This is a genomic window from Microbispora sp. H13382 (genome assembly GCF_014161445.1).
GTDB lineage: Bacteria > Actinomycetota > Actinomycetes > Streptosporangiales > Streptosporangiaceae > Microbispora.
The window spans coordinates 448,896-473,899 of record NZ_JABBXA010000001.1 but is presented as its reverse complement, the minus strand read 5'-3'; the positions used below and the strand labels follow the sequence as shown (position 1 = coordinate 473,899).

Genomic DNA, 25,004 nt, shown 5'->3' with positions numbered 1-25,004 from the left:
GCCTCCGCCGGCCGGGCGGCCGCGGGTCACCCGCGACCGCCCTGTCCGCGGGCTCACTGAGCGGGATCACTGGCGGGGCAGGATCCAGATGGCCCTGGCCGCGGCGACGAGCGTGCCGTCCACCTCGTAGACCGCGCTTGTGCCGAACAGCTTGCGGCCGTCGCGGCCCTCGGCCCGGGCCACGACCGAATACCTGCCCATCGGGTACACCCGGCGGAAGACCTGCCCGGTCAGCCGCCCGAGCAGCGGGGGCTGGATCGGCGTCCGGTCCGGGAAGCTGCGGTAGTGGGCCCAGCCGGTGGCGCAGTCGAGCGCCGCCCAGACGATCGAGTCGGGCACCACGCCCTGCTCGTCGGTCACGTTGAACGGCACCCGCCAGCCGGCGGCCACGAGCTCGGCGCCCTCCGCCGGGTCCTCCACCGCGCCCTCAACCACGCCCTCGACCGGGTCCTGCACCGGGCCGGGGAAGATCCGCAGCCCGTCGCCCGGCTCGCGCAGCCCGCAGGCGAAGCAGCCCGCGATGGCGTGGCCGTTCCTGCCCGGGAAACCCGCCTCCGCGCGGGCCGCGTCGGTGAACCGCACGAACGGCGGCGGCGCCAGCGTCTCGGCGACGGGGATCGCCTCGACGAGATGGCCGCCGTCCTCGCTGAGGACGACGGCGTTGCCGACGTGTTCGACCGGCAGGGCGGTCTCCAGCGGGACCGGTCTGCGGAGGGTGACCTCCACCGGACAGTCGTGACCGCCCCCGGTCAGCGTGCCGGCGAGGGTGCCCGCGATCCATCCGCCGTTGGCGGTGCCCTCGGGTCCCCGGAAACGCTTCGGTACGGTCAGACCGGTCTGCAGCCCCGCAGCCGCCGTCATATGGCCACGCCCTCCCTGAGTCACGCTTGGTACGGCTCACCGTAACAGTCGCAACAAGTGAGCCGATTTTACTGTTCCGGTAGAGGGACCAGCTAAACAGGCGCGAGTGTCAGGAAGATTTGCGGCCTGTAACGCCGCGGTGACGGATGACCTCCGTCACAGCACGGGCAGGTAGCGGCCGAGCTCGTACTCGGTCACCTGGCGGCGGTAGTCCTGCCACTCCGCGCGCTTGTTGCGCAGGAAGTAGTCGAAGACGTGCTCGCCCAGCGTCTCGGCGACCAGCTCGCTGCGCTCCATGGCCGAGATCGCCTCGTCCAGCGACTGGGGCAGCGGCTGGATGCCGAGCGCCCGCCGCTCGGCGCTGGTCAGCGCCCACACGTCGTCCTCGGCGCCCGGCGGCATCTCGTACCCCTCCTCGATGCCCTTGAGCCCGGCGGCCAGGATGACGGCGAAGGCGAGGTACGGGTTGCAGGAGGAGTCGACCGACCGGAACTCGATGCGGGTGGAACCGCCCTTGTGCGGCTTGTACATGGGCACGCGCACGAGCGCGGAGCGGTTGTTGTGCCCCCAGCAGATGTACGAGGGGGCCTCGCCGCCGGCGCCGGCGATGGCCTCCGCGCCGCCCCACAGCCGCTTGTAGGAGTTGACCCACTGGTTGCAGACCGCGGTGATCTCCGCGGCGTGCCTGAGCAGGCCGCCGATGAACGACCGGCCGATCTTGGAGAGCTGGTAGTCGGCGCCGGGCTCGTAGAAGGCGTTGCGGTCGCCCTCGAACAGCGACATGTGGGTGTGCATGCCGGACCCGGGGAAGTCGGTGAACGGCTTGGGCATGAACGAGGCCCACACGCCCTGCTCCAGCGCCACCTCCTTCATCACCAGCCGGAACGTCATGATGTTGTCGGCCGTGGTCAGCGCGTCGGCGTAGCGCAGGTCGATCTCCTGCTGGCCCGGCGCGCCCTCGTGGTGGCTGTACTCCACCGAGATGCCCATCGACTCCAGCATCATGATCGCGTTGCGGCGGAAGTCGTGGCCCGCGCTGTGCGGCGTGTGGTCGAAGTAGCCGCCCTCGTCTATGGGCTCGGGCCGCTCGCCCTTCTCCGGCCGGTTGCGCAGCAGGAAGAACTCCACCTCGGGGTGGGTGTAGAACGTGAAGCCCATGTCGGCCGCCTTCGCGAGCGTCCGCTTGAGCACGAAGCGCGGGTCGGCGTGCGACGGCGAGCCGTCCGGCATCAGGATGTCGCAGAACATGCGGGCGGCGCCCGGCGACTCGCTGCGCCACGGCAGTATCTGGAACGTCGACGGGTCGGGCTTGGCCAGCATGTCCGACTCGTAGACCCGCGAGAAGCCCTCGATCGCCGAGCCGTCGAAGCCGATGCCCTCGGCGAAGGCGCCCTCCAGTTCGGCCGGCGCTATGGCCACCGACTTCAGGAAGCCGAGCACGTCGGTGAACCACAGCCGGATGAACCGGATGTCTCGCTCTTCGAGCGTGCGGAGGACGAATTCCTGCTGGCGGTCCAAGGCGTACCTCACGGAGTTACAGGTCTGGTCGCCTACCAGTCTGCCTTGTGAGTGTTTCACAGGGGTTACGAGGAGGTGTGAGCCGGCCGTCCTGCCGATCACCACGGCGGGGGGCCGTGCGGCGCCGCGGCGACGCCGAGGACGGGCGCGGGAGAGACGTGATGAAGATCACACCGAACCAAACCCGCGGCCGGGTCGTCGTTGCTGTTGATCCGGCGTTGATCGGGCGTCGACCCGCGCGCCTTACCGTCCCGGCATGCCGGTGCAGAACCCGAAGGAGCCCCCGTCCGTGGCACGACCGCTGCTCGACACCGCGGAACACCGGCGGGGCCCCTCGGACGAGGCGGCGCCCGCATCCCCCGGCACCGTGACCGGCCCCCGGGGCGGTGCCGCGCCCGGCCGGGCGCCGGAGGCGGGTGCCGAGGGCGGCGCCCCGCACCCGCACGCCGTCGAGCGGCTGCGGCGGCTGCGCGCGCTCGACTGGCCGGGCCGGGTGCGGACGCTCGGGCCCACCGTCGCGTCGGCGATCGCCGGCGTGGCGATCTGCCTGGAACTGGCCGACATCTGGGTGACCGCCCAGTTGCCGGACTCTCCCTACACCCCGCTGCCGTTCGCGCCCGAGGACGTGGCGGGCACCACGTTCCCGATCTTCGGGGCACTGCTGGTGATCTCGCGGCCCCGGCTGCTGCTGGGCTGGCTGCTGTGCCTGGGCGGCCTGGGCGCGGCCGCCAACATCCTCGCCGCCAACCTGGCGACCCTGCTCGTCCACCACGGCGGCCATCCGCTGGTCCACCCGCTCTGGGTCTTCGCCGACGGCGTGTGGAACCTCACGACGTACGCGCTCGGGGTGCTGCTGCCGCTGCTGTATCCCACCGGGCGCATCCTGTCCAAGCGGTGGTGCGTGCCGGGGGGCCTGACCGCCACCGCCCTCGCCCTCGACTGGCTGTGCTCGCTGTTCGCCCCGTCGAGCGTGCGCACCGGGTACAACGCGCTGGAGGTGGCGGCCTTCGCGCCGTACTACCAGGGCACCCGGCAGGTGCTGCACACGGTCGTCGCGGTGGGCATGGCGCTGGCGTTCTCCTCGCTCGTCGTCCGCTTCAACCGGGCGGACGGGATCGAGCGCCGCCAGATCCTGTGGCCGCTCGTGGCCATCGCCGGAGTGGTGGTCCCCTGGGTGATCGGCTATCCGGTCTGGTGGACGGCCTCGCTCACCCTCCCCCTGGTGCCGGCCGCGATCGCGGTCGCCGTGCTGCGCTACCGGCTGTACGGCATCGACACGCTGATCAGCAGGACCCTGGTCGGCGCGGGCCTGGTCGGCGTCGTGGCCGCCGTCTACGTGCTCGTCGGGGCGGGCTCCAGCCTGATCCTGTCCGGCGTCGACCGGTTCGCCGGCCTGGCCGCGGCCCTGTTCGCGGGGGCGTTCTTCCACCCCATCCGCAACGTGCTGCAGCGCCTCGTCGACCGCGCGCTGTACGGCACGGGCGGCGACCCGCTCGCGCTCGCCGCCGGGCTGCGGCGGCGGCTGCAGCACGCCGACCCCGCGCACGCCCTGCTGGCCGCCCTGGAGGTGCTGCGCGAAGGCCTGTCGGTCACGGGCATCGCGGTGGAGATCGACGGGAGCGTCACGACGAGCGGCCGGCCCGGGCCGGTGGCACGGGAGATGCCCCTGGTCTGGCACGGCGAGCCGGTCGGCCGCCTGCTGATCGGCCCGCCGGGCGGGCGCCGCTTCCCCGCCGCCCACGACGAGCGCGTGATCGCGGTGCTCGCGCCGTACGTCGCCGACGCCGCCCACACGATGTCGCTCACCACCGCGCTGCAGCGCTCCCGCGAGCGCATCCTGACGGCGCGGGAGGAGGAGCGGCGGCGGCTGCGCCGCGACCTGCACGACGGGCTCGGGCAGACGCTGGCCTCGATGGCGATGGCGATCAACATGGCGCGCCACACCCTGGAACGGTCCCCGGATACGGCCGACGCCCTGCTGCGGGACCTGCGGGAAGGCATGAACGGCGTCACGGCCGACGTCCGCCAGCTCGTGTACGGCCTGCGTCCCCCCGCCCTCGACGACCTCGGGCTGGCGGGAGCCGTACGGGCCCTGGCGGAGGAGGCGCGTCCCGGGCTCGCGGCCGGCGAGGAGTCGGTGGCCGAGGTCGAGGTGACCGGGGACATGTCGGGACTGCCCGCCGCCGTGGAGGTGGCGGCCTACCGGATCGTGCAGGAGGCGCTGACGAACGTGCGCAAGCACGCGCGGGCCCGGCGCGTGCGGGTGGTCCTGCACAGGAACGGCGAGCTGCGGGTGACCGTGGCCGACGACGGCGTGGGGCTCCCGCCGGGCCGCAGGTCGGGCGTGGGGATGAGCTCGATGACCGAGCGGGCGGCCGAGCTGGGCGGCACCTGCGCCGTCACCTCGGCACCCGGCCTCGGGACGACGGTCACGGCCCGGCTGCCCGCCGTACCGGCCCTGCCGGACCTGCGGTGATCAGCAGACCGCGGCGAGCGACTCGCCGGCCGGGGTCCGCCGGTAGAGCACCTCGCGGCCGAGCCGCCGCCGCACCACCAGGCCCGCGTCGGACAGCACGGTGAGGTGCTGGCTGACCGCGCCCGGCGTGAGGCCGAGCCGCCGGGCGAGCCCGGTGGTCGAGCCGGGCTCGGCCAGCGCGGTGAGCACCTGCGCCCGGGTGCGGCCGATGAGCGCGGCCAGCGCCTCGGGGGTGCAGGGCGTGCCGTCCGACCACAGCGTCCCGACACCGCGCGCCGGGTAGCACAGCATCGGCCGGTACGGCTCGTACATCACCGAGACGTCCGGCCAGGCGAAGGCGCTCGGCACGAGGACGAGACCGTGCCCGCCGAGGTCGCCGTCGTAGGCGCAGCTCTTGGCCGTGACGAGCCGGTCGCCGTGCCAGGCGACGGCCGGGTGCAGGTCGGCGAACAGCTCCCGCACTCCCCCGGCCGCCAGTGTGCGGGCCCGCCACATGACGTCGGCCTCGAGCAGCGCGCGGATCCTGGGCCAGAACTCCTCGAACGCGACCGTCCAGTACTCCCGCAACCGGTCGGCCGCCCGCCGCACGCCCTCCGCCGGGTCGTCGGTGAACCGCCGCAGCGCCGCGGGGTCGGGCGTCTGCACCCAGGCCGCCTCCTCGTACGCCGTGCCGGGCGGCGTGCCGCGCACCCGCTCCAGTTCGGCGGCGAAGTCCGGCAACGGCGTGTCGGGCGGCGGGGTGAGGAAGTCGGGCATGTAGCCGCTCACCGGGACCAGCGCGAACAGGTCGGTCAGATCCACCTCGCGCAGGCGCGGCCGTACGGCCCGCAGCCACGGCAGGTGCAGCGAGTGGCGGCCGGGCGCGCGCAGCACCCGGAGGCTGGCCACCAGCTCCCACATCGGGGAGAACGCGAAGCGCAGCCGCGCCACGTCGTCCGGCGTGAAACGCCACTCCACCGGCACGGCCGCTCCCCCTATGTTTCAGCCAGGGCTAAAAGATTGGCACGGCCCGGCCCTGGTGTCCAAGGGTGGACGCCCGTGACCACTGTGATCAGCAGGACCGGCTTCATCCAGTCGAAGGTCGGCGGCCTGCCCCGGCCGTTCTGGGTGCTGTTCGGCGGATCGTTCGTCAACCGGCTCGGCACGATGGTGGAGCCGTTCATCGGCATCTACCTCACCCAGGCGCGCGGCGTCTCCCTCGCCAACGCGGGCCTGGTCATGACCATGTTCGGCGTGGGGTCCCTGCTCTCGCAGCCGGTCGCCGGGTGGCTGGCCGACCGCCTCGGGCGCCGGGCCACGCTGACGGGCGGCATGGTCGCCACGGCCGTCACCATGATCGCGCTCGGCTACACCACCAGCGTGCCCGGGCTCGTCGTGGGCATGCTCGTGCTGGGCATCGTGGTGGACGCCTACCGCCCGGCCTCGCAGGCGATCGTCGCCGACCTGGTGCCTCCTGAGGACCGGCCCCGGGCGTTCGGGCTGCTGTTCTGGGCCATCAACCTCGGCTTCTCCGTCGCCATGGTGGCGGGCGGCTGGCTCGCCCGCTCGGGCTTCACGGTGCTGTTCTGGGTGGACGCCGTCACCTGCCTGGTCTTCGGCCTCCTCGTGTGGCGGGCGATCCCGGAGACCCGCCCGGTCCGCGAGGACGCGCGGCCCGGCCGGTTCGCCGACGTGCTGCGCGACCGGCTCATGCTGGTCTTCGTGCTGGGCAACCTGGCGTACGCGCTGGTCTACCTGCAGGCGTACAGCACGCTGCCGCTCGCCATGACCGGGCAGGGGCTGCCCACGAGCGCGTACGGCATGGCGATGGCGGTCAACGGCCTGCTGATCGTGGTCGTCCAGCCGCTCACGAACGCGTGGCTGGCCCGGTTCGACCCGTCCAGGGTGCTCGCGGCCGGGTTCGCGCTCGTCGGGCTGGGGTTCGCGCTGACCTCCCTGGTGTCGTCGGCGGCCGGGCACGCGGCGACCGTGGCCGTCTGGACGCTCGGCGAGGTGCTCACGGCCGGGATCCCGGGGGCGATCGTCGCGACGCTCGCACCACCCCACCTGCGGGGACGCTACTCGGGCCTGTACGGCCTGTCCTGGTCGGCCGGAGCCCTGCTCGCGCCCCTGGTGGGCACCCGGCTGCTGGCCGCCGCCCCCGGGCTGGTGTGGCCCCTGCTCGGCGGCCTCGGCCTGCTCGCGGCCGCGGGCCAGCTCCTCATCGGCCGCGCCGTCCGCCGCCGCTCCGCACCGGCGGCGTAGGTCCGTTCCCTGGCGGGGGGAGAAGGGGACGAGACATAATCCCTTTCAGGATGGACGAGAACCCCCCAGCCTTTCCCGCGCGGGCGGTGGCCTGGGCGATGGCGGCCACGGCACTGCTCCTGACCCTCCTGGGAGTGCTGGTCCAGGTCGGGCTCCCCGCGCAGTGGCAGCCGAAGCCCCCGCTCACGCCGGACTTCGGCGTCGCGCTCACGTTCCCCGTCACGGGGGCGTTCCTGGTGTCCCAGCGGCCCCGGCTCAGCCTCGCGTGGCTGATCTGCGCGGGCGGACTGCTCGGCTCGGGAAACGTCGCCTTCACCGCGCTCTCCTTCCACTGGGCCTGGCAGGGCGAGATGGGGGCGGCCAACGCGGGCCGCGTGATCGCCGTCGTGTGCTGGGCGGCGGCGGGGCTCATGCTGGCGATCCTGCTCCCGCTCTGCTCGCCCACGGGCCGGCTCCCCTCCCGCCGCTGGCTCTGGGTGGTCGTGCTGGGCACCGCCGCCACGGTCACCGAGATCGTCCTGGCCCTGCTGCGGCCCGACCCCTCCCGCGCGGCGTACGCCTGGCCCGCGGTGATCCACAACCCGCTGGAGGTCAAGGCCCTCGTCCCCTACTACACGGCGGCGTGGACGGTCCTCGGCCACACGGTCCAGATCTGCGTGGTCGCCGCGTTCGCCTCGCTCGTGCTGCGGCTGCGGCGCGCCGACCCCGTGACGCGGCGGCAGATCGCCTGGCCCCTCACCGCCTTCGCCGGGTACGTCGCGATGTACCTGATGGGCGAGTCGTGGTGGGTGCCCGCGACGCTGTGGACGGCGCTCATCCCGTTCTCGATCCTGTTCGCGGCGCTGCGCTACCGGCTGTACGGCATCGACACGGTGATCAGCCGGACGTTCGTCACCGCCGGGCTCCTGGGCGTGATCAGCGCCGTCTACTTCGGCGCGGGGGCGGTCTCCAGCCTGGTCGTCTCCGGGTACCACCAGGTGGCCGGGCTCGCGGCGGCGCTGTTCGCGGGCGGGTTCTTCCAGCCGCTGCGCCGCGCCCTGCTGCGCGTGGCCGACCGCGCGCTGTACGGCAGGGTGGGCGACCCCGCGTTGCTCGCCGAGCGGCTGACGCAGGAGGTGCGGCGGGCCGACCCCGCCGACGCGCTGGCGTCGGTGGTGACGGTCGTGCGCGAGGGCCTGGCCGTCGACGGGGTCGCCGTCGAGATCGCCGACGGCAGGCCCCGCTACGTGGAGAGCGGCCACGTGGGGCCGTCGCCGCGCGAGGCGCCGCTGGTCTGGCACGGCGAGCCGGTGGGCCGGCTGCTCCTCGGCCCGCCGGGGGCCCGGCGGTTCGCCGCCGCCCACGACGAGCGGGTGCTCGGCACGCTGCTGCCCTACGTGGCCGACGTCGCCCACGCCGTACGGATGGCCGCCGACCTCCAGCGCTCGCGCGAGCGCATCCTCGCCGCCCGCGAGGAGGAGCGCCGGCGGCTGCGCCGCGACCTGCACGACGGGCTCGGCCAGACGCTCGGGGCGATGGCGATGACGATCAACTTGGCCAGGATCAGCCTGGCCAAGTCCCCGGCCACGGCCGACGACCTGCTGCGGGACCTGCGGACCGGCATGGACGCGGTGGCCGGCGACATCCGCGAGCTCGTGTACGGCCTGCGGCCCCCGGCCCTCGACGACCTGGGGCTGGCGGGAGCCGTACGGGCGCTGGCGGAGGAGACCCTGCCCGAGGGGACGGACGGCGTCGAGGACGTCTCGGTGCGGGTGGAGGGCGACCTCAGCGGGCTGCCGGCCGCCGTGGAGGTCGCGGCGTACCGCATCGTGCAGGAGGCGCTGAACAACGTGCGCCGCCATGCCCGGGCCTCCCGGGTCAGAGTGGGCGTCACCCGCACCCCTGCCGGGGACGGCGGCGGCGAGCTGCGGGTGAGGGTCGCCGACGACGGCATCGGCCCGCCCGCCCGGCTGCGCGCGGGGGTGGGCATGTCCTCGATGCGCGAGCGCGCGGCCGAACTGGGCGGAAGCTGCGTGGTCACCGCGCCGGAGACCGGCGGCACCGTCGTCGAGGCCCGGTTCCCCCTCGTCGCCTGACATCCATCGGAGCATCGTCCACAGGAGCACGCGGCGGACCGTCCCCGGCGAGGCCGCGGGCCGCGTCACGACCGGCCCGCGGGCGCCGCGAGCCGCGACCGGCGCCGGCTCCGCGACGGGCGGTCATGACCCGGCCGTCCCGCCTCGTGACCCAACCGAGAGGCGGGCGGCACGCCCGAGGCGGTCAGTGCCCTTACGCTTACCGTGCGATGGTGACTTTTCGTGCTCTTGGGCCGTTCGAGGCGATTGCCGATGGCGAGACGCTCGACCTCGGCGGGCAGCGGCAACAGGCCGTGCTCGCCCGGTTGCTCGTGGCCGGAGGGCGCGCCGTGCCGGTGAGCGTGCTGATCGACGAGCTGTGGCCGGGCGGGCCGCCCGCCCAGGCGCTGTCCACGATCCAGGGGTACGTCTCCCGCCTGCGGCGGGCCCTCGAACCCCACCGCGCGCCGCGCGAGGAGGCCGGCGTCCTGGTGTCGGCTCCGCCCGGTTACGCGCTGCGGGCGAAGGTCGAGGACGTGGACTCCTGGCGCTTCGAGCACCTGGTCAAGAGCGACCACGACGGCCCGGCCGCGACGCTGGAGCGGATGGAGACGGCCCTCTCCCTGTGGCGCGGGCCGGCGCTGGCCGGGTTCCAGGAGCTCACCTGGGCGCAGACCGAGGCCACGCGGCTGGACGAGCTTCGCCTGCTCGCCGTGGAGCGCCGCGCGGACGCGGCGCTGCGGCTGGGCCGCACCGGCCCGATGATCCCCGACCTGGAGGCGCACGCCTCGGCGTACCCGTTGCGGGAGGAGGCCTGGCGGCTTCTCGCGCTCGCTCTCTACCGCGCGGGGCGGCAGGGCGACGCGCTCGGCGCGCTGCGGCGGGCCAGGGAGGCGCTGCGCGACGAACTCGGGCTCGACCTCGGCCCCACCCTGCAGCGGCTGGAGCAGGACATCCTCGTCCAGGCCGAGCATCTGGACGCGCCGGCCCCGGCCGTCGGCGGGCAGGTCGTGGAGGTCTCCGCGCCCGCGCCGTCCGGCCCGGCGGCCCTGCGCGTGCTGATCGCCGACGACCAGGCGCTGGTGCGCACCGGTCTCAAGGTCATCCTCGACAGCGAGTCGGGGCTCGACCTCGTCGGAGAGGCGGAGAACGGCGAGCAGGCGATCTCGCTCGTCCAGTCGGCACGGCCCGACGTGGTGCTCATGGACATCCAGATGCCGCGCCTGGACGGGCTGGCGGCGGCCCGGCGGATCCTCGCGGCGGAGGCCCCGCCGAAGGTGATCATGATGACCACGTTCGGCACCGACGAGAACCTCTACGCGGCGCTGCGGGCCGGCGTGAGCGGCTTCGTGCTGAAGACCTCCGCCCCCGAGCAGCTCATCGCGGCGATCCGGGCCGCCGTCGAGGGCGACGCGCTGCTCGACCCGGCGGTCACCACGCACCTCATCGCGGCCTTCGCCGGGCGGCGCGACCCGGCGGCGCCTGAGGGCCTGTCGGACTCCGACATCGACCTGATCAAGCTCGTCGCCCGGGGCTTCACCAACCGGCAGATCGCGATGACGCTGGCCGTGCCGGAACAGGAGGTCGCCGACGAGGTCACGGCGCTGCTGCGCGGCCTGGGCCTGGTCGACCGCGCCCAGCTCGTGGTCCTGGCCTACGAAAGAGGGCTGGTCAGCCCGGGGTCACCGGGCGCCTGAGCCTTATCGTCGCTTTGACGACAAGCAATCGGAGACCTTAGGGTGGGACCGTGGCTCAACTGCGTATCGCTCTCGCCCAGACCAATCCGGTCGTCGGTGACATCTCCGGCAACGCCGACATGCTCGTCGAGTGGACCCGCAGGGCCGCCGGCCGCGGCGCGCACCTCGTGGTCTTCCCCGAGATGTTCCTGACCGGCTACCCGGCCGAGGACCTGGTGCTCCGGTCCTCGTTCGTGGAGGCGTCGATCACGGCGCTGTCGAAGGCGGCCGCGCGCCTGGCCGGCGAGGGTCTCGGGGACATCCCCGTCGTGGTGGGCTACCTCGACCGCGCCGACCTCGCCCCACGCGTCGGCCAGCCCAAGGGCGCCCCGCTCGACGCGGTCGCCCTGCTTCACGAGGGCCGGGTGGTGACGAAGTCGGCCAAGCACCACCTGCCGAACTACGGGGTGTTCGACGAGTACCGCTACTTCGTGCGCGGCGACCGCCTGCCGATCTTCCGCCTGCACGGCGTGGACGTGGCCGTGGCCGTGTGCGAGGACCTGTGGCAGGACGGCGGTCCCGTCTCCGTGGTCGCCGAGGCCGGCGCCGGCCTGCTCGTCGTCCCCAACGGCTCGCCGTACGAGACGAACAAGGACGACGTGCGGCTGGAGCTGTGCGCGCGGCGGGCCCGCGAGGCGGGCTGCGCGCTCGCGTACGTGAACATGGTCGGCGGCCAGGACGAGCTGGTCTTCGACGGCGACTCTCTCGTCGTGGACGCCTCCGGGGAACTGGTCGCCCGCGCGCCGCAGTTCGAGGAGGACCTGTTCGTCACCGACCTGGAGCTCCCGGAGGGCACGGGCGAGCTCGGCGAGTCCCGCCACGACGCGCACGACGGCACGGTCATCACGGTCGAGCGGGTGCTGCTGTCGGCCGCGCCCGTCGAGCCGTACGAGCCTGAGGCGCCGGTCGTCGCCGAGCGGCTGGACGACCTGGCGGAGATCTACCGCGCTCTCGTGCTCGGCGTGCGCGACTACGTGCGTAAGAACGGCTTCCGGTCGGTCATCCTCGGCCTGTCCGGCGGCATCGACTCCGCCCTCGTCGCCACGATCGCCGCCGACGCCGTCGGGCCCGAGCGGGTCCATGTGGTGCTCATGCCCTCGCGCTACTCCTCGGACCACTCCATCACCGACGCGGAGGAGCTGGTGCGCCGCCAGAGGGTCGACTCGCAGGTCGTCCCGATCGCCGACATCGTCTCGGCGTTCGAGAAGGAGATCGAGCTGCACGGCCTGGCGGCCGAGAACCTGCAGGCCCGCGTGCGCGGCATGCTGCTGATGAGCCTGTCGAACGAGCACGGCCACCTGGTGCTGACCACCGGCAACAAGAGCGAGCTGGCGACCGGCTACTCCACGTTGTACGGCGACTCGGCGGGCGGGTTCGCCCCCATCAAGGACGTGCTCAAGAGCGTGGTCTGGAAGCTCGCGGAGTGGCGCAACGCCCAGCCCGGGCAGCCCCCGATCCCGGAGAACTCCATCACCAAGGAGCCGAGCGCGGAGCTGCGGCCCGACCAGCGCGACACCGACTCCCTCCCGCCGTACGACGTGCTCGACCGGCTGCTGCGCGACTACGTCGAGCGGGACATGGGCCGGGACGAGCTGGTCGCCGCCGGCCACGACCCCGAGCTGGTCACCAAGATCATCCGCCTGGTGGACCTCGCCGAGTACAAGCGCCGCCAGTACCCGCCGGGCCCCAAGATCACGCCGAAGAACTTCGGCCGCGACCGCCGCCTGCCCATCACGACCCGCTGGCGCGAGCGGCTCTAGTGCGGGTGTCCGCGACGCCGGGCCCGGACCGGAGAACGCTGTGACCGGTGCCGGGCAGGCGTCCGGTACCGGTCACAACCCGATGTCCAGGCGTCGTCGGCGGATGCCCGCCGAAGGGTGAGGGACGCGGTTACGGCTCGGGGGTGGAGGTGCGGGGGCGGAAGCCCTTGAGCGCCTCGTCGACGATCCGCTCGGGGATGTCGGCCTGGGGGTCGCCGGAGTGGGACCACTTCGTGTACCAGATCATGGCCCCGCTGAGCAGCGCCAGCGCCATGTCGACGTCGAGGTCCGCGCGCAGTTCCCCGGTCTCCATGCCACGGCGCAGGACGGCCGCCACGACCGCCCTGCGCGGCTCCATGGTCAGCTCGCGGAACCGCTCCGCCAGCCGGGGATGCCGCTCGGAGTCGCTCATGGCGATGTTCATGATGCAGCGGGTGCGGTGGTGGCGGGACTCCTCCTGGATCACCCGGAGGTAGGTCACCAGGTCGTCTCGCACGGTTCCGCCCTGCGGCAGCGGGATCGGCGGCTTGAGCGTCGCCAGGGCGTCCACCACCAGGTCCTCCTTGTTGGACCACCGGCGGTAGATCGTGGTCTTCCCGACACCGGCGCGGCCGGCGATCGACTCGATGGACAGCTCCGAAACCCCGATGCCCTCACCGAGCAGTTCGAGAGTCGCCTCGATGATCGACCGATCCGCCTTCTCGCTGCGCGGGCGGCCCGCCGGGCGGGCCACCCCCTCAGCCGTCTGCTGCGTCTTCATGGCGAGTTCACACTACCGCCGCTTCTTTTTCGGTCTCAGCCGTGGGGACCGCGGCGTCGACCGAAGCCTTGCCCGGCATCCAGCGGGCCACCACGAGAGTGCCGACGAGGGCGACGAAGGCCGATCCGAGGGCCGCCCAGTGGACGCCGGTGACGAACGCGGCGTTCGCGGCGTCGAGCAGGCTCGCGCCCCGCGCGCCCAGGTTGCCGGCGACGCCGGCCGCGCCGGAGATGGACTCGGTCACGACGTGGCGGAGCTCCTCCGGCAGGGCGGTGACCTTGCCCTCCATGTCGCTGCGGTAGCTGGCGGACAGGACCGCGCCGAGGATGGCGATGCCCAGCGTGCCGCCGACCTGCCGGACGACGTTGCTCATCGAGGAGCCCACACCGGCCTTCTCACGCGGCAGCGCGTTCATGATGGCCGTGGTCGCCGGGGGCATGATGTTGGCCATCGCCGCGCCCTGGACGAAGGCGAGGGCCAGCAGGATCCAGATCGGCGTGTCCACCTCCACCAGGGCGTACGCCGCGAGGGCCAGCGTGATGACGACCATCGCGACCGTGCCGACGGCCCGCGCGCCGTACTTCTGCACCATGCGCGCGCTCTGCGGCGCGAAGATCAGCTGAGCGGCCGCGAACGGCAGCACGAGCGCACCCGACTGCAGCGGCGAGTAGCCCCGGACGATCTGCCAGTAGAAGGCCATGAAGAACATCACACCCATGGCCGCGAAGAACACGAGGCCGACGGCGGCGATCGCGGTGGAGAAGCCGGCGTTGCGGAAGTTGCGCACGTCGAAGGCGGGGTGGTCGATCCGGCTCTCGTACCAGACGAACGCGGCGAGGATCGCCAGGCCCAGCAGCGACGGCACGATGACCGAGACGTCGGCGACGGTGCCGAGGTCGCTGATCCGGACGATGCCGTAGACGAGGCTGATCAGGCCGAGGATGGACAGCAACACGCCGACCGGGTCTAGACCGGTCTTGTTCGGGTCCTTGGAGTCGGGCACGATCGTGGCGATCAGCACGAGGCCGACGAGCACGATGGGCACGTTGACAAGGAAGACCGAGCCCCACCAGAAGTGCTCGAGCAGCACACCCCCCGTGATCGGGCCGATCGCCACGGCGATGCCGACACCGCCGGCCCAGATGCCGATGGCCTTGCCCCGCTCGTGGATCGGGAAGACGTTCGAGATGACCGCCAGCGTCGCCGGCATGATGGCGGCGCCCCCGAGGCCCATCAGCGCCCTCGCCGCGATGAGCTGCATCGGGTCCTGGGCGTAGGCGCTGGCGAGGGAGGCCAGCCCGAACAGGACCATGCCGGTCATGAGCATCCGCTTACGCCCGTAGCGGTCGCCCAGCACCCCGAAGGTGAACAGCAGGCCGGCGAACACCAGGGTGTAGGAGTTCATCGCCCATTCGAGCTCGCTCTGCGTCGCGCCCAAGCCGTGGATGGGATCGGCGATCGTCTTGATCGCCACGTTGAGGATGGTGTTGTCGAGGACGACTGCCAGCAGGCTGAACACCATCACGCCGAGGATGTGCCATCGGCGTGGGTGACCGGTATTCGCTTCCACGGATCCCCCATGATTTCGATACGATCGAGTTTCGCAACGCAAGCGTAGCGCCGGGTATTCCGATACGCAACGGGTTCGTTTCATAATCTCCGCACGGCCGCCGTACCCGCTGGTCAACTGGACATAAGACGGCTCCGGCCGGGCCCTTCCGCGCAGGACCTCACAGCGCCGCACAAGGCCGCTCAGGGCTACACATGCCGCAGGCAGGACATCGCGGGGTGGCGCGGCGGCGCGCACCCCCTGTACATCCGCGCGGGAGCCGGTTCTATTCCCGGTTCGGGGCGCGCCCCATCCCGGTGCGTACGGCGCCCTTGGGGAGACCCGGCGGCAGAGAGCCGGTTCTACTCCCCCGCGGGTGTGGGCACAGCAGAGGTCGCGGGCACGGCAGGGGTCGCGGGCACGGGGGCGGCCGCCGCCGTCCCGGCGGCGGCGGGAGCCTTGCGCCATACGAGCCCGGCGAGCAGGGCCAGCGCGAGGCCGACGGCCCCGGCCACGGCGAAGGCCCAGGCGGGGCCGTGGGAGTCCAGGAGCCCGCCGGCGAGGGGCCCGGCCAGGGCGCCTCCGATCGTCAGCGAGGTGCCGTGCAGGCCCATCGCCTCCCCCCGCGCCGCCGCCGGGACGCGCCGGTTGACGGCGTCCACGGTGGACGACAGCGCCGGCGCGCACAGCAACCCGCCCGGCACCAGCGCCAGGCACAGCCAGCCCCAGCCTCCGCCGACCAGGCCCACCGGCGCGGTCAGCGCGCACAGGCCGCCCGCGAGCAGCGCGGGCGACAGCCCCCGGGGCAGCGCGCCGTACACGAACCCGCCCACGAGCGAGAAGCCGCACCACAGCGCGATGACCAGCCCCGTCCAGGCGGTCGCGCCGCCGGCCTTGAGCATCGCCACGACGCTCAGCTCCGTCGTGGTGAGCACGAAGGTCAGCCCGGACACGAGGAAGAGCAGGGCGAGCAGACCGGGCCGCAGCCACTGCCGCCGGGGGACGGCGATCGCGTGGCCCGCATTCTCCTCGGCCGACCGTGTGGGCGGGTTGAGCAGGTACAGCGCCACTCCCGAGCCCACCAGACCGGCGGCCACGCCGTACATCGTCGGGGTGCTGCCGAACGCGGTCACGCTCGCGACGGCGAGGGCGGGCCCCACCATGTACGACAACTCCACGCCCATCGAGTCGAGGGCGAAGCCGGTCTGGTGGTTCTCCACCGGCACCATGGCGGCGATGCACTGCCGGATGGCCCCGAACACGGGCTGGCTGAACAGTCCCCCGATCAGCGCCCCCGGCAGCAGCACGGCGTACGGCAGCGACGGCGCGGCGCACCACAGGCACAGCTGCACGACGGTCGTCACGGCCATGACCGGGCGCAGCCCGCGGCGGTCGACGAAGCGGCCGACGAGCGGCGAGCCGACCGCGGCGCCCGCCATGGATGCGGTGCCGACCAGGCCCGCCTGGAGGAAACCCAGATGCTGGCTGTTCACCACGTGCAGGGTCAGCGTCATTCCGGTGCCGGTCAGGGGGATTCTCGCGATCATGCCGACCAGCAGCAACGCCCGCACGCCCGGCAGGGCGAGCACCCGCCGGTAACGATCAAAAGCCATTGTGGTTCCTTACCTCCGCACGGCATTGTGCCGGGCGCCTCCGACATTCCCTCCGCCGGGTCGCCCCATTTGCCCCATTTGCCGCAGCAGTCGCACGCGCGGATTACCCCGCCCACTCGGGGTGTTCCAAGCAATGTCGACATGCAATGATCTGACTGTCCGGGGACGCCACAGGGGCGCCACGAGGCCTGGAGGTAGCCATGTCCTCTGTTTCCGTCATGTCCACGCCCGCCCTCTACGGCGGCGCCGCGGGGCGCAGGGTCACCGTCCGCGACATCGCGGCCGCCAAGGAGCGCCACGAGAAGTGGCCGATGGTGACGGCGTACGACGCCATGACCGCCAAGGTGTTCGACGAGGCGGGCATCCCGGTGATGCTCGTGGGCGACTCGGCCGCCATGGTCGTCTACGGCTACGACTCGACGCTGCCCGTCACGGTCGACGACCTCATCCCGCTCACCGCCGCGGTCGTACGCGGCTCGTCGCGGGCGATGGTGGTGGCCGACCTGCCGTTCGGCTCCTACCAGGCCTCACCCCAGCAGGCCCTGGAGACCGCGGCCCGCTTCATGAAGGAGGCCGGCGCGCACGCCGTCAAGCTGGAGGGCGGCCACCGGGTCCTCCCGCAGGTGGAGATGCTCGTGTCGGCCGGCATCCCGGTCATGGCCCACCTCGGCCTGACCCCCCAGTCGGTCAACGCCTTCGGCGGCTACCGGGTGCAGGGCCGCGGCCAGGCGGGTGACGAGCTCATGGCCGACGCCAAGGCGCTGGAGCACGCGGGCGCCTTCGCCGTCGTGCTCGAGTGCGTCCCCGCCGACCTCGCCCAGCGGGTCACCACGTCGCTGAGCATCCCCACGATCGGAATCGGGGCCGGGCCCCACACCGACGCGCAGGTCCTCGTCTGGCAGGACCTGATGGGCCTGACCCCGCAGCCCGCGAAGTTCGTGAAGAAGTACTTCGACCTGGCCGGAGAGATGGACCGGGCGATCCGCGCGTACGCCGACGAGGTCGTCTCCGGCGTCTTCCCCAGGCCCGAGCACAGCTACCGCTGAGGCCCGCCGGGCGGCCGTGGCACACGCCGCGGCCGCCCTTCCCATGAGGGCGCCTCAGATCGCGTCGAGCGCCTGGGCGAAGTCGGCCCACAGGTCCTCGGCGTGCTCGATGCCCACGGCCACCCGGACCGTCCCCTCACCGATGCCCGCGGCGGCCAGGCCCGCGGCGCCCACCGTACGGTGCGACGTCGTGGCCGGGTGGAGGATCAGCGTCTCCACGCCGCCGAGCGAGGGCGCGAGCAGCGCGAGCCGGACGTTGCGCATGAACGCCTCGCCCGCCTGACGTCCTCCGGCGAGATCGAAGGAGAACACGCCGCCGAAGTCGGGCAGGAGCTTGGCGGCCAGCTCGTGCGACGGGTGGGACGGCAGGCCCGGCCAGTGGACGGCGGCCACGGCCGGGTGCCCGGCGAGCCGCGTCGCGAGCACGCGGGCGTTGGCGCAGTGGCGCTCCATCCGCAGCGGCAGCGTCTGCATCCCCCGCAGGGTCAGCCACGCGGCGAACGGGTCGGCCGTGGCGCCGAGCTCCACCGCGTACGACCACACCCTGCGATGCAGGGCCTCCGAGGCGAACACGGCGATCCCGCCGACGACGTCGGTGTGCCCGGACAGGTACTTGGTCACCGAATGCACCACGATGTCCGCGCCGTGCTCGATGGGGCGGCACAGAATCGGCGAGGCGAAGGTGTTGTCGACCACGGTGAGGATCCCGGCCTCGCGCGCCGCCGCGCACATCCCCGGCAGGTCGGCCACCTGCGTCATCGGGTTGGCGATGGTTTCGAGGTACAGCAGCTTCGTCGTGGGCCGCACGGCGGCCCGTACGGCGGCGGGGTCGTCCTGCGGCACGTGGGTGACCTCGACGCCGAAGCGCTCCGCGAGGCCGTTCAGCGCCTGCGCGGTGGCGCCGTACAGCGCCGACTGGGCGATCACGTGCTCGCCCGACCGCAGCAGGCCGAGCAGCACGGCGTTGATCGCGCCCATGCCCGAGCCGGTGGCCACGGCGGCCACGCCGCCCTCCAGCCCGGCGACCGCCTCCTCCATCGCGCGGACGGTGGGATTGGAGAGCCGGCCGTACACGTACGCCCCGTCGGGCCGCCCCATGCCGTCGGCGAAGACGGCCGGGTCGTCGAACACGAACCCCGAGGTCTGGTAGATCGGCATGGCGATCGGCCTGCTGCCCTCCGGCGTGGGCCGGGGCAGGTGGACGACGCGCGTTTCCGGATGCAGGGAGCTCATGCCGTCCAGAATGACCCAGAAAAGCCGCTCTTGTCAGATTGGTCGACTGGCGATCGGTTACGCGGCGAGCGGAGGAGGGTTCCGTCTCCGCCGCGCACGGTGAGGATGAGGAGGTGGATGTCAGCTTCCTCCTCGTGCACAGTCCCTCCGTCGGCCCCTCGACCTGGACCCCGGTCGCCGAGACCCTGCGGGCGCGCGGGCACACCGCCGTGGTGCCCCCGCTGACCGACGTGACGACGGGCCCGCCGCCGTACTGGCCGAGGGTGGTGAGCGAGGTGGCGGCGAGCGCGCCGCGCGGGCCACTGGCCGTCGTGGCGCACAGCAACGCCGGGCTGTTCGTGCCGCTGATCGCGCAGGCCCTCGCCGGGCAGGTCGCCGCCTGCCTGTTCGTCGACGCCGCCCTGCCGCCCCGCACGGGCGCCTGCCGCGCGGCCGAGCCGGAGCACCTCGCCTTCCTGCGCGGCCTCGCCGACGACTCGGGCGTCCTGCCCCGCTGGACCGACTGGTGGCCCGAGGACGACATCGCCGCCCTCCTGCCCGACCCGGTGGTCCGGCAGGTGGTCGTCGCCGAGCAGGCGCGGCTGCCCCTCGCGTACTACCTGGAGGACATCCCGGTGCCGGCCCGATGGGACCATCTCAAGGGCGGCTACCTGTGGTTCGCGGACGCGTACGCCGCCCTGGCCCACGAGGCCGGGGAGCGGGGCTGGCCGGTCGCCCGCGTCCCCGGCGAGCACCTGCACCAGCTCGTCGCTCCCGACGTGGTGGCCGACTGGCTCATCGCCACCGCCGTGTGAGGCTCAGACGTCGGTGACCCGGATGCCCGCGTGGGCCTTGTAGCGGCGGTTGATCGAGATGAGATTCGCCGTCAGCGCCTCGACCTGGTGCGCGTTGCGCAGCCGGCCCGCGTAGACGCCGCGCGCGCCGGGGATGCGGCCGGCGAGCGCGCGCACCACGTCGGTGGCCTCGCGGTCGTCGCCGAGCACGAGCACGTCGAGGTCGATCTCCGCCACCGAGGGGTCGAGCAGCAGCACCGCCGACACGTGGTGGAAGGCCGCGACCACCCGGCTGCCGGTCAGCACCGCCGCCGCCTGCTGCGCCGCGCTCCCCTCCTCCACGGGCAGCGCGTACGCCCCCTGCTTGTCGAAGCCGAGCGGGTTGACGCAGTCCACCACGATCTTGCCGGTGAGCGGCTCGCGCAGGGACTCCAGCAGGGCCTTGTGCCCCTCCCATGGCACCGCGACGATCACGATGTCCGCCTCGGCCGCCACCTCGGCGTTGGCGGCCCCGCGTACGCCGATCTCACGCGCCGCGTCCTGGGCGCGCTCGGCGCTGCGCGAGCCGATCAGCACGGTGTGCCCGGCCAGCGAGAACCGGCGGGCCAGCCCTTTGCCCTGGTCGCCGGTCCCGCCCAGGATGCCGATGGTCAGCGCGGAGACGTCGGGGAGATCTACGGTGGTGTGCTCAGCCATGGCTCAGATCATGCCAGCAGGTCACCGCCGGAATCTCTCCGGGGCGTCCCCGCCGGTTCTCCCGGCGGGGACACGGCGGGACACCGCGGAGACGCGAGGTCAGCAGTTGGGGATGGCGGGGAGACCGGCGACGCGGGTGGCGAGCCAGGCGACCGCCAGCGGGCCGCCCTCGACCGCGCCGAGCACGTGGCTGCCGGCCGGCAGGCCGGTCCACAGGACGTTCACGCCCCGCGCGCAGTACTCCTTGCGCAGGGTCCTGCCCACCTCGAACGGGATGATCTCGTCGCCCTTGGCGTGGTAGAGGAACAGCGGCACCCGCGGCGCGGACGCGCCGAGGCGGTTCTCGGCGAGGCGGGCCCGCCAGTCCGGCAGGTTCATGACGTCGGCGGTGGTGAAGTCCGCCAGGCGCCGTCCGTCGAACCTGGCGCGCAGGTCGCTCACGCAGTCGTCGCGCGCGTCCCCGAACAGGGCCGCACCCTCGGGGGTCAGGTAGCTCTCGAGGTTCAGCTCCGGGTAGGCGGCGTCGAGCCCGATGCCGGCGGCCGCGGCGAGCCCGAAGTCGCCCGTGCCGTCCAGGTGGTCGGCGACCGCCCGCAGGTCGGCGGGGACGCCGCCCGCCGCGACGCCCTTGAGCCGCAGCTCGGGCGCGTACGACGGCTGGAGCTGGGCGGCCCAGGCCGCCGACGACCCGCCCTGCGAATAACCCATGACCACGACGGGGGCCGTGGCGGACAGGTTCGCGTCCGGCACCCGCGCCGCCGCCCTGATGGAGTCGAGCACGGCGCGCCCCTGGGACAGGCCCGCCATGTACGTGTGGTCGCCGGGCGTGCCGAGCCCCTCGTAGTCGGTCACCGCGACGGCCCAGCCCTTGAGCAGCATCAGGCTCATGATGGCGAGCTCGGCCTCGGTGCCGTTCGCCATGGCGGCCGACGGCGCGCACCGGTCGCCCATGCCGTGCGTCCCGACGGCGTACCCGGCGATGGGCCGCTTGCCGAGGAGATACGGGGCGTCGGGGACGAGCAGCGTGCCCGAGACGACGTTCGGCTCCCCCGTGGCGGACGTGGACCGGTAGCGGAGATGCCATGCCTTCACCGGCACCTCCAGCAGCTTGCCGGGCACGAGATAGACGGTCGTGCGGCCGGCTTCGACGACGTCCCCGGCGGAGGTCGCGCGTGCGGTGCCGGTGAGCGCGGGCAGCAGGAGGAGAGCCCCGATCATGGACAGGGTGGCGCGAACGCGAAGGTTCATAGAGCCGCCTTCCGGCTGTTGGATCACATTCCAAAATCGGCGCCGTGGGCTGATCGTTACCCGGCGGTAACGGTGTGTCAAGGACCCAATTGGCGGGACTTCACGCGCTTGTGTCAGGCACCATGGCGGTCATGGACGCCGCATCGGTGAACCTGCTGCGCGAAGTGCTCGCCTCCACCGGATGGCTCGAACGCACCCGGGAGCTCGGCCTGGCCCTGCGGGCCACCCGGTCGGCCGGGGGGCTCCTCGTCGTCGGCACCCCCGAGGACGAGCCGTGGCACGTCACCGCCCATCTCGCGGACGAGGCCCGGCTGTCGGGGCTCGCCCAGCTCTCGCCCACGCTCGTCCGCTGGGCGCCGCCGCCCGGCGCGCCCGCCCACCTGCGGGTCGGGATGGAGCGCCTGCGCGGCGCCGGCAGGGGCGAGACGCTCTTCGTGGTCGCCGAGCAACGGGCACCCGTGCCCCTGCTGGAGCGGGTGGACGACGCCCGCCGCAGCGGCGCCACGATCCTCGCCGTCGACGGCGGCGACCCCGAGCTGGAGTCGCTGGCCCACGACGCGATCGCCGTACCGGCCGGGGAGGCCGTCCTGAGTTTCGACGCGGCGCAGCACCTGGTGAGCAGCGCCGCCGGAGAGCTGCGGCGGCTCGGCCTGCGGGAGCGCCTCGCCCGCCTGGCCGACCGGATCACCGGCCCCCGGGTGAGCGACTGAGGCGCCCGCGCCCTGCGGCGTGTCAGGACGCGGGCGGACCGAGCGGGGCACGGCTGAGCTCGCCCACCCGCCGGTCCACCGCCTCGGCCGCCTCGCGCAGCACCTCGATCACCACGGCCTGCATGGGGTCGGGCTCCCCCGACGTCGTGCGGCTCACCCTGGTCAGCGCCTCGATCCTGCGGCTGCCCACGCCGCGGATGCCGGTGACGACCACCTCGCCCGGCGGCACGTCGAGCAGCGCCAGCGACGGCACGATCGCCACGCCGTGCCCCGCCGAGACCAGCCCGAGCACGGGCGGGAACTCCGCGATCAGGTGCACACGGCGCGGGACGAACCCGTGGAGCTGGGCGAGCCGTTCGAGCGCCTGCCCGCACGCCTGGTCGGGCACGCCGGCGACCCACGGCAGGTCGACGAGGTCGGCGACCGTGGCGGGCACCCTGTCCCACGACGGCGGAGCGACGATGCGGTACTCGTCGTCGTGGAGGCGGTGCCGGGACATCGACTGCAGGGACGCGGCGGGCTGGCTCATGTCCCGTTCCGTCACCACCAGGTCCACGCCGCCGAGGCGCAGCTCCTGCACCGCGCCCGGCCCGAACAACTCGTGGATCACGGGGGTGATCCGCGGGTGCCGTACGGCCAGCTCGCGCAGGGCGGGGACGAGCAGATGCCGGATCACGGTGGGGAACGCCGCGATCGTGACCGGCCCGGACAGCCTCTCGGCGAAGCGGTTGAGCTCATGCCTGGCCTCGGCGAGCTGCTCCTCGATGCGTTCGGCGTACGCCGCCAGCACCCGGCCCGCGGGAGTCAGCGTGACCCTGCGCTGTGATCGGTCGAACAGCGCGAGGCCGACCTCCCGTTCCAGCTGGGCGAGCTGCTGGGAGACGGCCGAGGGCGTGAGGTGCAGCGCCTGGGCGGCCTTCATGACGCCGCCCCTGCGGGACACCTCGTGCAGGATCCGCAGCCGCCGCGGGTCGATATCCATACAGCGGATCTTATGTGTGGATTAAGAATCCTTCACTTGCTCTTCACTCTTCATGGGCAGGATCATCGCAGCATGACCACTTCCGTGGACGGCGAGCCGTCCTGATGTCCACGTTCATCACGATCATCGGCACCGCGGGCGCCGTCGTCCTGCTGCTCGCGTACGCGATGGTGTCGTCCGGCAGGATGTCCGGGGACGGCCTGCCCTACCAGCTGCTCAACTTCGGCGGGGCGGTCACCCTGATGATCAACAGCGCGTACCACTCCGCCTGGCCCTCGGCGATCCTCAACCTGGTGTGGAGCGGCATCGGCGTGTGGACCCTCGGCCGGTTCGTCGCCCGCCGAGCGGCAGCCCGCCGGCACGCGGCCGAGTCCGCAGGCGCCGCGACACCGGCCGCAGGCACTGCGACACCGGCCGCAGGCTCCTGGGCCGCCGCCCAGGAGGGCACTACGGACGGCACCGGCCGGCCCGGCGAGCACGGCATAGCCGCGATCGGCTGAGCCCCGGTCACGCCTCACAGGCGCCGCGCGCGTCCCCGGCCCGGCCCCAGGAGACAGAGCGGATCGGAGCCGGGGAGAAGACGACGGAAGCGCCGGTCCGGGGAGGGGGTCAGGGGATCAGTCGTCCCATTCCTTGTCCTGCTCGCTCCAGCGCTTGTTGCGCTCGGCCGCCGTCTGCAGGGCCTGGGCGGCGGCGTCGCGGGAGTCGTAGGGGCCGAGCCGGTCCTTGTTCGGGCAGCCCTTCTCGGGCTCGACGGTCATGTGCTTCAGGCAGAACCACCATTGATCGCTCACGCCATAATCGTGCCCCCCTGACGCGCAACTAGACTTGGCGGCATGACCACGCTGCTCCGCCCCGGGCGGATCTCGCCCACCCGTAAGGTTCCCGCCCACATCCCCCGCCCCGAGTACGTGGGGAAGGCCGAGCCCAAGAAGGGCGACAGCGACGTCAAAACCCCCGAGACCATCGAGAAGATGCGGATCGCGGGCCGGATCGCCGCGCAGGCGCTGGAGGAGGTCGGCAAGCACGTCGCCCCCGGCGTGACCACCGACGAACTCGACCGGATCGGCCACGAGTTCCTCTGCGACCACGCCGCCTACCCCTCGACGCTCGGCTACCGCGGCTACCCGAAGTCGCTGTGCACGTCGATCAACGAGGTGATCTGTCACGGGATCCCGGACGACACCGTGCTGCGCGACGGTGACATCGTCAACGTGGACATCACCGCCTACATCGGCGGCGTGCACGGCGACACCGACGCCACCTTCCTGGTCGGGGAGGTCGACGAGGAGTCCCGCCTGCTGGTCGAGCGGACCCGCGAGGCGATGATGCGGGCGATCAAGGCGGTCGTGCCGGGCCGCCAGCTCAACATCGTCGGCCGGGTCATCGAGGCGTACGCCAAGCGCTTCGGCTACGGCGTCGTCCGCGACTTCACCGGCCACGGCATCGGGACCTCGTTCCACTCCGGGCTCATCGTCCCCCACTACGACGATCCCTCGCTGTCGGTGACCCTCGTGCCGGGGATGACGTTCACGATCGAGCCCATGCTCACGCTCGGCACGATCGACTACGAGATCTGGCCGGACAGGTGGACCGCGGTGACCAAGGACCGCAAGCGCACCGCGCAGTTCGAGCACACGATCGTGGTGACCGAGACGGGGCACGAGATCCTGACCCTGCCCTAGCGCGGCGGCGTCTCGCCTGTCCCGGCGTGGCGCCGCGCGGCTCATCGCGCACCGATCGCC

The 25,004-nt window shown here is 72.9% G+C and carries 21 protein-coding genes; 10 read left to right on the top strand and 11 right to left on the bottom strand.

From position 1 onward, the window contains the following. Nucleotides 1–66 precede the first annotated feature (66 nt). Both HHX41_RS02030 and glnA read right to left on the bottom strand, forming a co-directional pair. On the bottom strand, nt 67–861 hold the full coding sequence (locus HHX41_RS02030) for a hypothetical protein (RefSeq protein ID WP_182904572.1): 795 nt from the start codon (nt 859–861) through the stop codon (nt 67–69). 156 nt (nt 862–1,017) lie between these two features. Further along, on the bottom strand, nt 1,018–2,379 hold the full coding sequence (gene glnA, locus HHX41_RS02025; RefSeq protein WP_182904571.1) for a type I glutamate--ammonia ligase: 1,362 nt from the start codon (nt 2,377–2,379) through the stop codon (nt 1,018–1,020). A gap of 256 nt (nt 2,380–2,635) precedes the next feature. Here glnA and HHX41_RS02020 point away from each other — a divergent pair, with 256 nt between their 5' ends. After that, complete coding sequence (locus HHX41_RS02020) at nt 2,636–4,855, top strand: sensor histidine kinase (protein WP_182904570.1); 2,220 nt, start codon at nt 2,636–2,638, stop codon at nt 4,853–4,855. Here the strand turns inward: HHX41_RS02020 and HHX41_RS02015 are convergent, their stop codons facing one another. Then, the gene (locus HHX41_RS02015; protein ID WP_310741725.1) at nt 4,856–5,818 is read right to left on the bottom strand and encodes a DUF5937 family protein; all 963 of its coding nucleotides are present in this window, start codon (nt 5,816–5,818) and stop codon (nt 4,856–4,858) included. A 75-nt stretch (nt 5,819–5,893) separates the two neighbouring features. Here HHX41_RS02015 and HHX41_RS02010 point away from each other — a divergent pair, with 75 nt between their 5' ends. The 4 genes from HHX41_RS02010 (at nt 5,894) to HHX41_RS01995 (ending at nt 12,649) form a co-directional block, all read left to right on the top strand. Next, nucleotides 5,894–7,099, top strand: a complete 1,206-nt coding sequence (locus HHX41_RS02010; RefSeq protein ID WP_310741724.1) for an MFS transporter — start codon at nt 5,894–5,896, stop codon at nt 7,097–7,099. Between the two features lie 50 nt (nt 7,100–7,149). After that, nucleotides 7,150–9,174 (top strand): sensor histidine kinase, encoded by a 2,025-nt coding sequence (locus tag HHX41_RS02005; RefSeq protein WP_182904569.1) that lies wholly within the window; start codon nt 7,150–7,152, stop codon nt 9,172–9,174. Between the two features lie 209 nt (nt 9,175–9,383). Next, nucleotides 9,384–10,850, top strand: a complete 1,467-nt coding sequence (locus HHX41_RS41565) for a BTAD domain-containing putative transcriptional regulator (RefSeq protein WP_182904568.1) — start codon at nt 9,384–9,386, stop codon at nt 10,848–10,850. A 50-nt stretch (nt 10,851–10,900) separates the two neighbouring features. Continuing rightward, nucleotides 10,901–12,649 carry an NAD+ synthase gene (locus HHX41_RS01995; RefSeq protein WP_182904567.1) on the top strand — a complete coding sequence of 583 codons (1,749 nt, stop codon included), beginning with the start codon at nt 10,901–10,903 and terminating at the stop codon, nt 12,647–12,649. A gap of 130 nt (nt 12,650–12,779) precedes the next feature. Here the strand turns inward: HHX41_RS01995 and HHX41_RS01990 are convergent, their stop codons facing one another. From HHX41_RS01990 to HHX41_RS01980, 3 genes are all read right to left on the bottom strand, one after another. Next, nucleotides 12,780–13,409, bottom strand: coding sequence for a TetR/AcrR family transcriptional regulator (locus HHX41_RS01990; protein WP_182904566.1), 630 nt, complete (start codon nt 13,407–13,409; stop codon nt 12,780–12,782). A gap of 7 nt (nt 13,410–13,416) precedes the next feature. Then, nucleotides 13,417–14,931: an MFS transporter gene (locus HHX41_RS01985; protein ID WP_182904565.1), complete on the bottom strand. Its 1,515-nt coding sequence runs from the start codon at nt 14,929–14,931 to the stop codon at nt 13,417–13,419. Nucleotides 14,932–15,320: 389 nt separating this feature from the next. Further along, complete coding sequence (locus tag HHX41_RS01980) at nt 15,321–16,571, bottom strand: MFS transporter (RefSeq protein WP_182904564.1); 1,251 nt, start codon at nt 16,569–16,571, stop codon at nt 15,321–15,323. Between the two features lie 200 nt (nt 16,572–16,771). Here HHX41_RS01980 and panB point away from each other — a divergent pair, with 200 nt between their 5' ends. Further along, entirely contained in the window at nt 16,772–17,617 is an 846-nt protein-coding gene (panB, locus tag HHX41_RS01975; RefSeq protein WP_169978842.1) for a 3-methyl-2-oxobutanoate hydroxymethyltransferase, read from the top strand. Between the two features lie 54 nt (nt 17,618–17,671). Here the strand turns inward: panB and HHX41_RS01970 are convergent, their stop codons facing one another. Further along, on the bottom strand, nt 17,672–18,850 hold the full coding sequence (locus tag HHX41_RS01970) for a PLP-dependent aspartate aminotransferase family protein (protein ID WP_182904563.1): 1,179 nt from the start codon (nt 18,848–18,850) through the stop codon (nt 17,672–17,674). Between the two features lie 113 nt (nt 18,851–18,963). Between HHX41_RS01970 and HHX41_RS01965 the strand changes: the two genes are divergently transcribed. Further along, on the top strand, nt 18,964–19,644 hold the full coding sequence (locus HHX41_RS01965; protein ID WP_182904562.1) for an alpha/beta hydrolase: 681 nt from the start codon (nt 18,964–18,966) through the stop codon (nt 19,642–19,644). Nucleotides 19,645–19,647: 3 nt separating this feature from the next. On the opposite strand, the gene npdG is transcribed toward HHX41_RS01965, so the two are convergent. Beyond that, nucleotides 19,648–20,319, bottom strand: a complete 672-nt coding sequence (npdG, locus tag HHX41_RS01960; RefSeq protein ID WP_169978848.1) for an NADPH-dependent F420 reductase — start codon at nt 20,317–20,319, stop codon at nt 19,648–19,650. Nucleotides 20,320–20,418: 99 nt separating this feature from the next. Further along, the gene (locus HHX41_RS01955; RefSeq protein WP_220503629.1) at nt 20,419–21,567 is read right to left on the bottom strand and encodes a lipase family protein; all 1,149 of its coding nucleotides are present in this window, start codon (nt 21,565–21,567) and stop codon (nt 20,419–20,421) included. A gap of 131 nt (nt 21,568–21,698) precedes the next feature. Between HHX41_RS01955 and HHX41_RS01950 the strand changes: the two genes are divergently transcribed. After that, on the top strand, nt 21,699–22,277 hold the full coding sequence (locus HHX41_RS01950) for a hypothetical protein (RefSeq protein WP_182904561.1): 579 nt from the start codon (nt 21,699–21,701) through the stop codon (nt 22,275–22,277). A 22-nt stretch (nt 22,278–22,299) separates the two neighbouring features. Here HHX41_RS01950 and HHX41_RS01945 read toward each other — a convergent pair whose 3' ends face one another. Beyond that, a complete protein-coding gene (locus HHX41_RS01945; RefSeq protein ID WP_169978885.1) occupies nt 22,300–23,259 on the bottom strand; it encodes a LysR family transcriptional regulator in 960 nt (319 codons plus the stop codon). 104 nt (nt 23,260–23,363) lie between these two features. Here HHX41_RS01945 and HHX41_RS01940 point away from each other — a divergent pair, with 104 nt between their 5' ends. Then, a complete protein-coding gene (locus HHX41_RS01940) occupies nt 23,364–23,759 on the top strand; it encodes a hypothetical protein (RefSeq protein WP_182904560.1) in 396 nt (131 codons plus the stop codon). 117 nt (nt 23,760–23,876) lie between these two features. On the opposite strand, the gene HHX41_RS01935 is transcribed toward HHX41_RS01940, so the two are convergent. Beyond that, nucleotides 23,877–24,053, bottom strand: a complete 177-nt coding sequence (locus HHX41_RS01935; protein ID WP_169978886.1) for a hypothetical protein — start codon at nt 24,051–24,053, stop codon at nt 23,877–23,879. A gap of 42 nt (nt 24,054–24,095) precedes the next feature. On the opposite strand from HHX41_RS01935, the gene map reads away from it, so the two are divergent. Beyond that, nucleotides 24,096–24,944: a type I methionyl aminopeptidase gene (gene map / locus HHX41_RS01930; protein ID WP_169978888.1), complete on the top strand. Its 849-nt coding sequence runs from the start codon at nt 24,096–24,098 to the stop codon at nt 24,942–24,944. The last annotated feature ends 60 nt before the right edge of the window (nt 24,945–25,004 follow it).

What these genes read in the sequence shown, in the direction of transcription:
- HHX41_RS41565 (WP_182904568.1), top strand. Translation starts at nt 9,384, where the DNA reads ATGGTGACTTTTCGTGCTCTTGGGCCGTTCGAGGCGATTGCCGATGGC.
- HHX41_RS01955 (WP_220503629.1), bottom strand. Translation starts at nt 21,567, where the DNA reads ATGAACCTTCGCGTTCGCGCCACCCTGTCCATGATCGGGGCTCTCCTC.
- panB (WP_169978842.1), top strand. Translation starts at nt 16,772, where the DNA reads ATGTCCTCTGTTTCCGTCATGTCCACGCCCGCCCTCTACGGCGGCGCC.
- HHX41_RS01970 (WP_182904563.1), bottom strand. Translation starts at nt 18,850, where the DNA reads ATGAGCTCCCTGCATCCGGAAACGCGCGTCGTCCACCTGCCCCGGCCC.
- HHX41_RS02005 (WP_182904569.1), top strand. Translation starts at nt 7,150, where the DNA reads ATGGACGAGAACCCCCCAGCCTTTCCCGCGCGGGCGGTGGCCTGGGCG.
- npdG (WP_169978848.1), bottom strand. Translation starts at nt 20,319, where the DNA reads ATGGCTGAGCACACCACCGTAGATCTCCCCGACGTCTCCGCGCTGACC.
- HHX41_RS01985 (WP_182904565.1), bottom strand. Translation starts at nt 14,931, where the DNA reads ATGGTGTTCAGCCTGCTGGCAGTCGTCCTCGACAACACCATCCTCAAC.
- HHX41_RS01940 (WP_182904560.1), top strand. Translation starts at nt 23,364, where the DNA reads ATGTCCACGTTCATCACGATCATCGGCACCGCGGGCGCCGTCGTCCTG.
- HHX41_RS01990 (WP_182904566.1), bottom strand. Translation starts at nt 13,409, where the DNA reads ATGAAGACGCAGCAGACGGCTGAGGGGGTGGCCCGCCCGGCGGGCCGC.
- HHX41_RS01950 (WP_182904561.1), top strand. Translation starts at nt 21,699, where the DNA reads ATGGACGCCGCATCGGTGAACCTGCTGCGCGAAGTGCTCGCCTCCACC.
- HHX41_RS02030 (WP_182904572.1), bottom strand. Translation starts at nt 861, where the DNA reads ATGACGGCGGCTGCGGGGCTGCAGACCGGTCTGACCGTACCGAAGCGT.
- HHX41_RS02020 (WP_182904570.1), top strand. Translation starts at nt 2,636, where the DNA reads ATGCCGGTGCAGAACCCGAAGGAGCCCCCGTCCGTGGCACGACCGCTG.
- HHX41_RS01945 (WP_169978885.1), bottom strand. Translation starts at nt 23,259, where the DNA reads ATGGATATCGACCCGCGGCGGCTGCGGATCCTGCACGAGGTGTCCCGC.
- HHX41_RS01980 (WP_182904564.1), bottom strand. Translation starts at nt 16,571, where the DNA reads ATGGCTTTTGATCGTTACCGGCGGGTGCTCGCCCTGCCGGGCGTGCGG.
- map (WP_169978888.1), top strand. Translation starts at nt 24,096, where the DNA reads ATGACCACGCTGCTCCGCCCCGGGCGGATCTCGCCCACCCGTAAGGTT.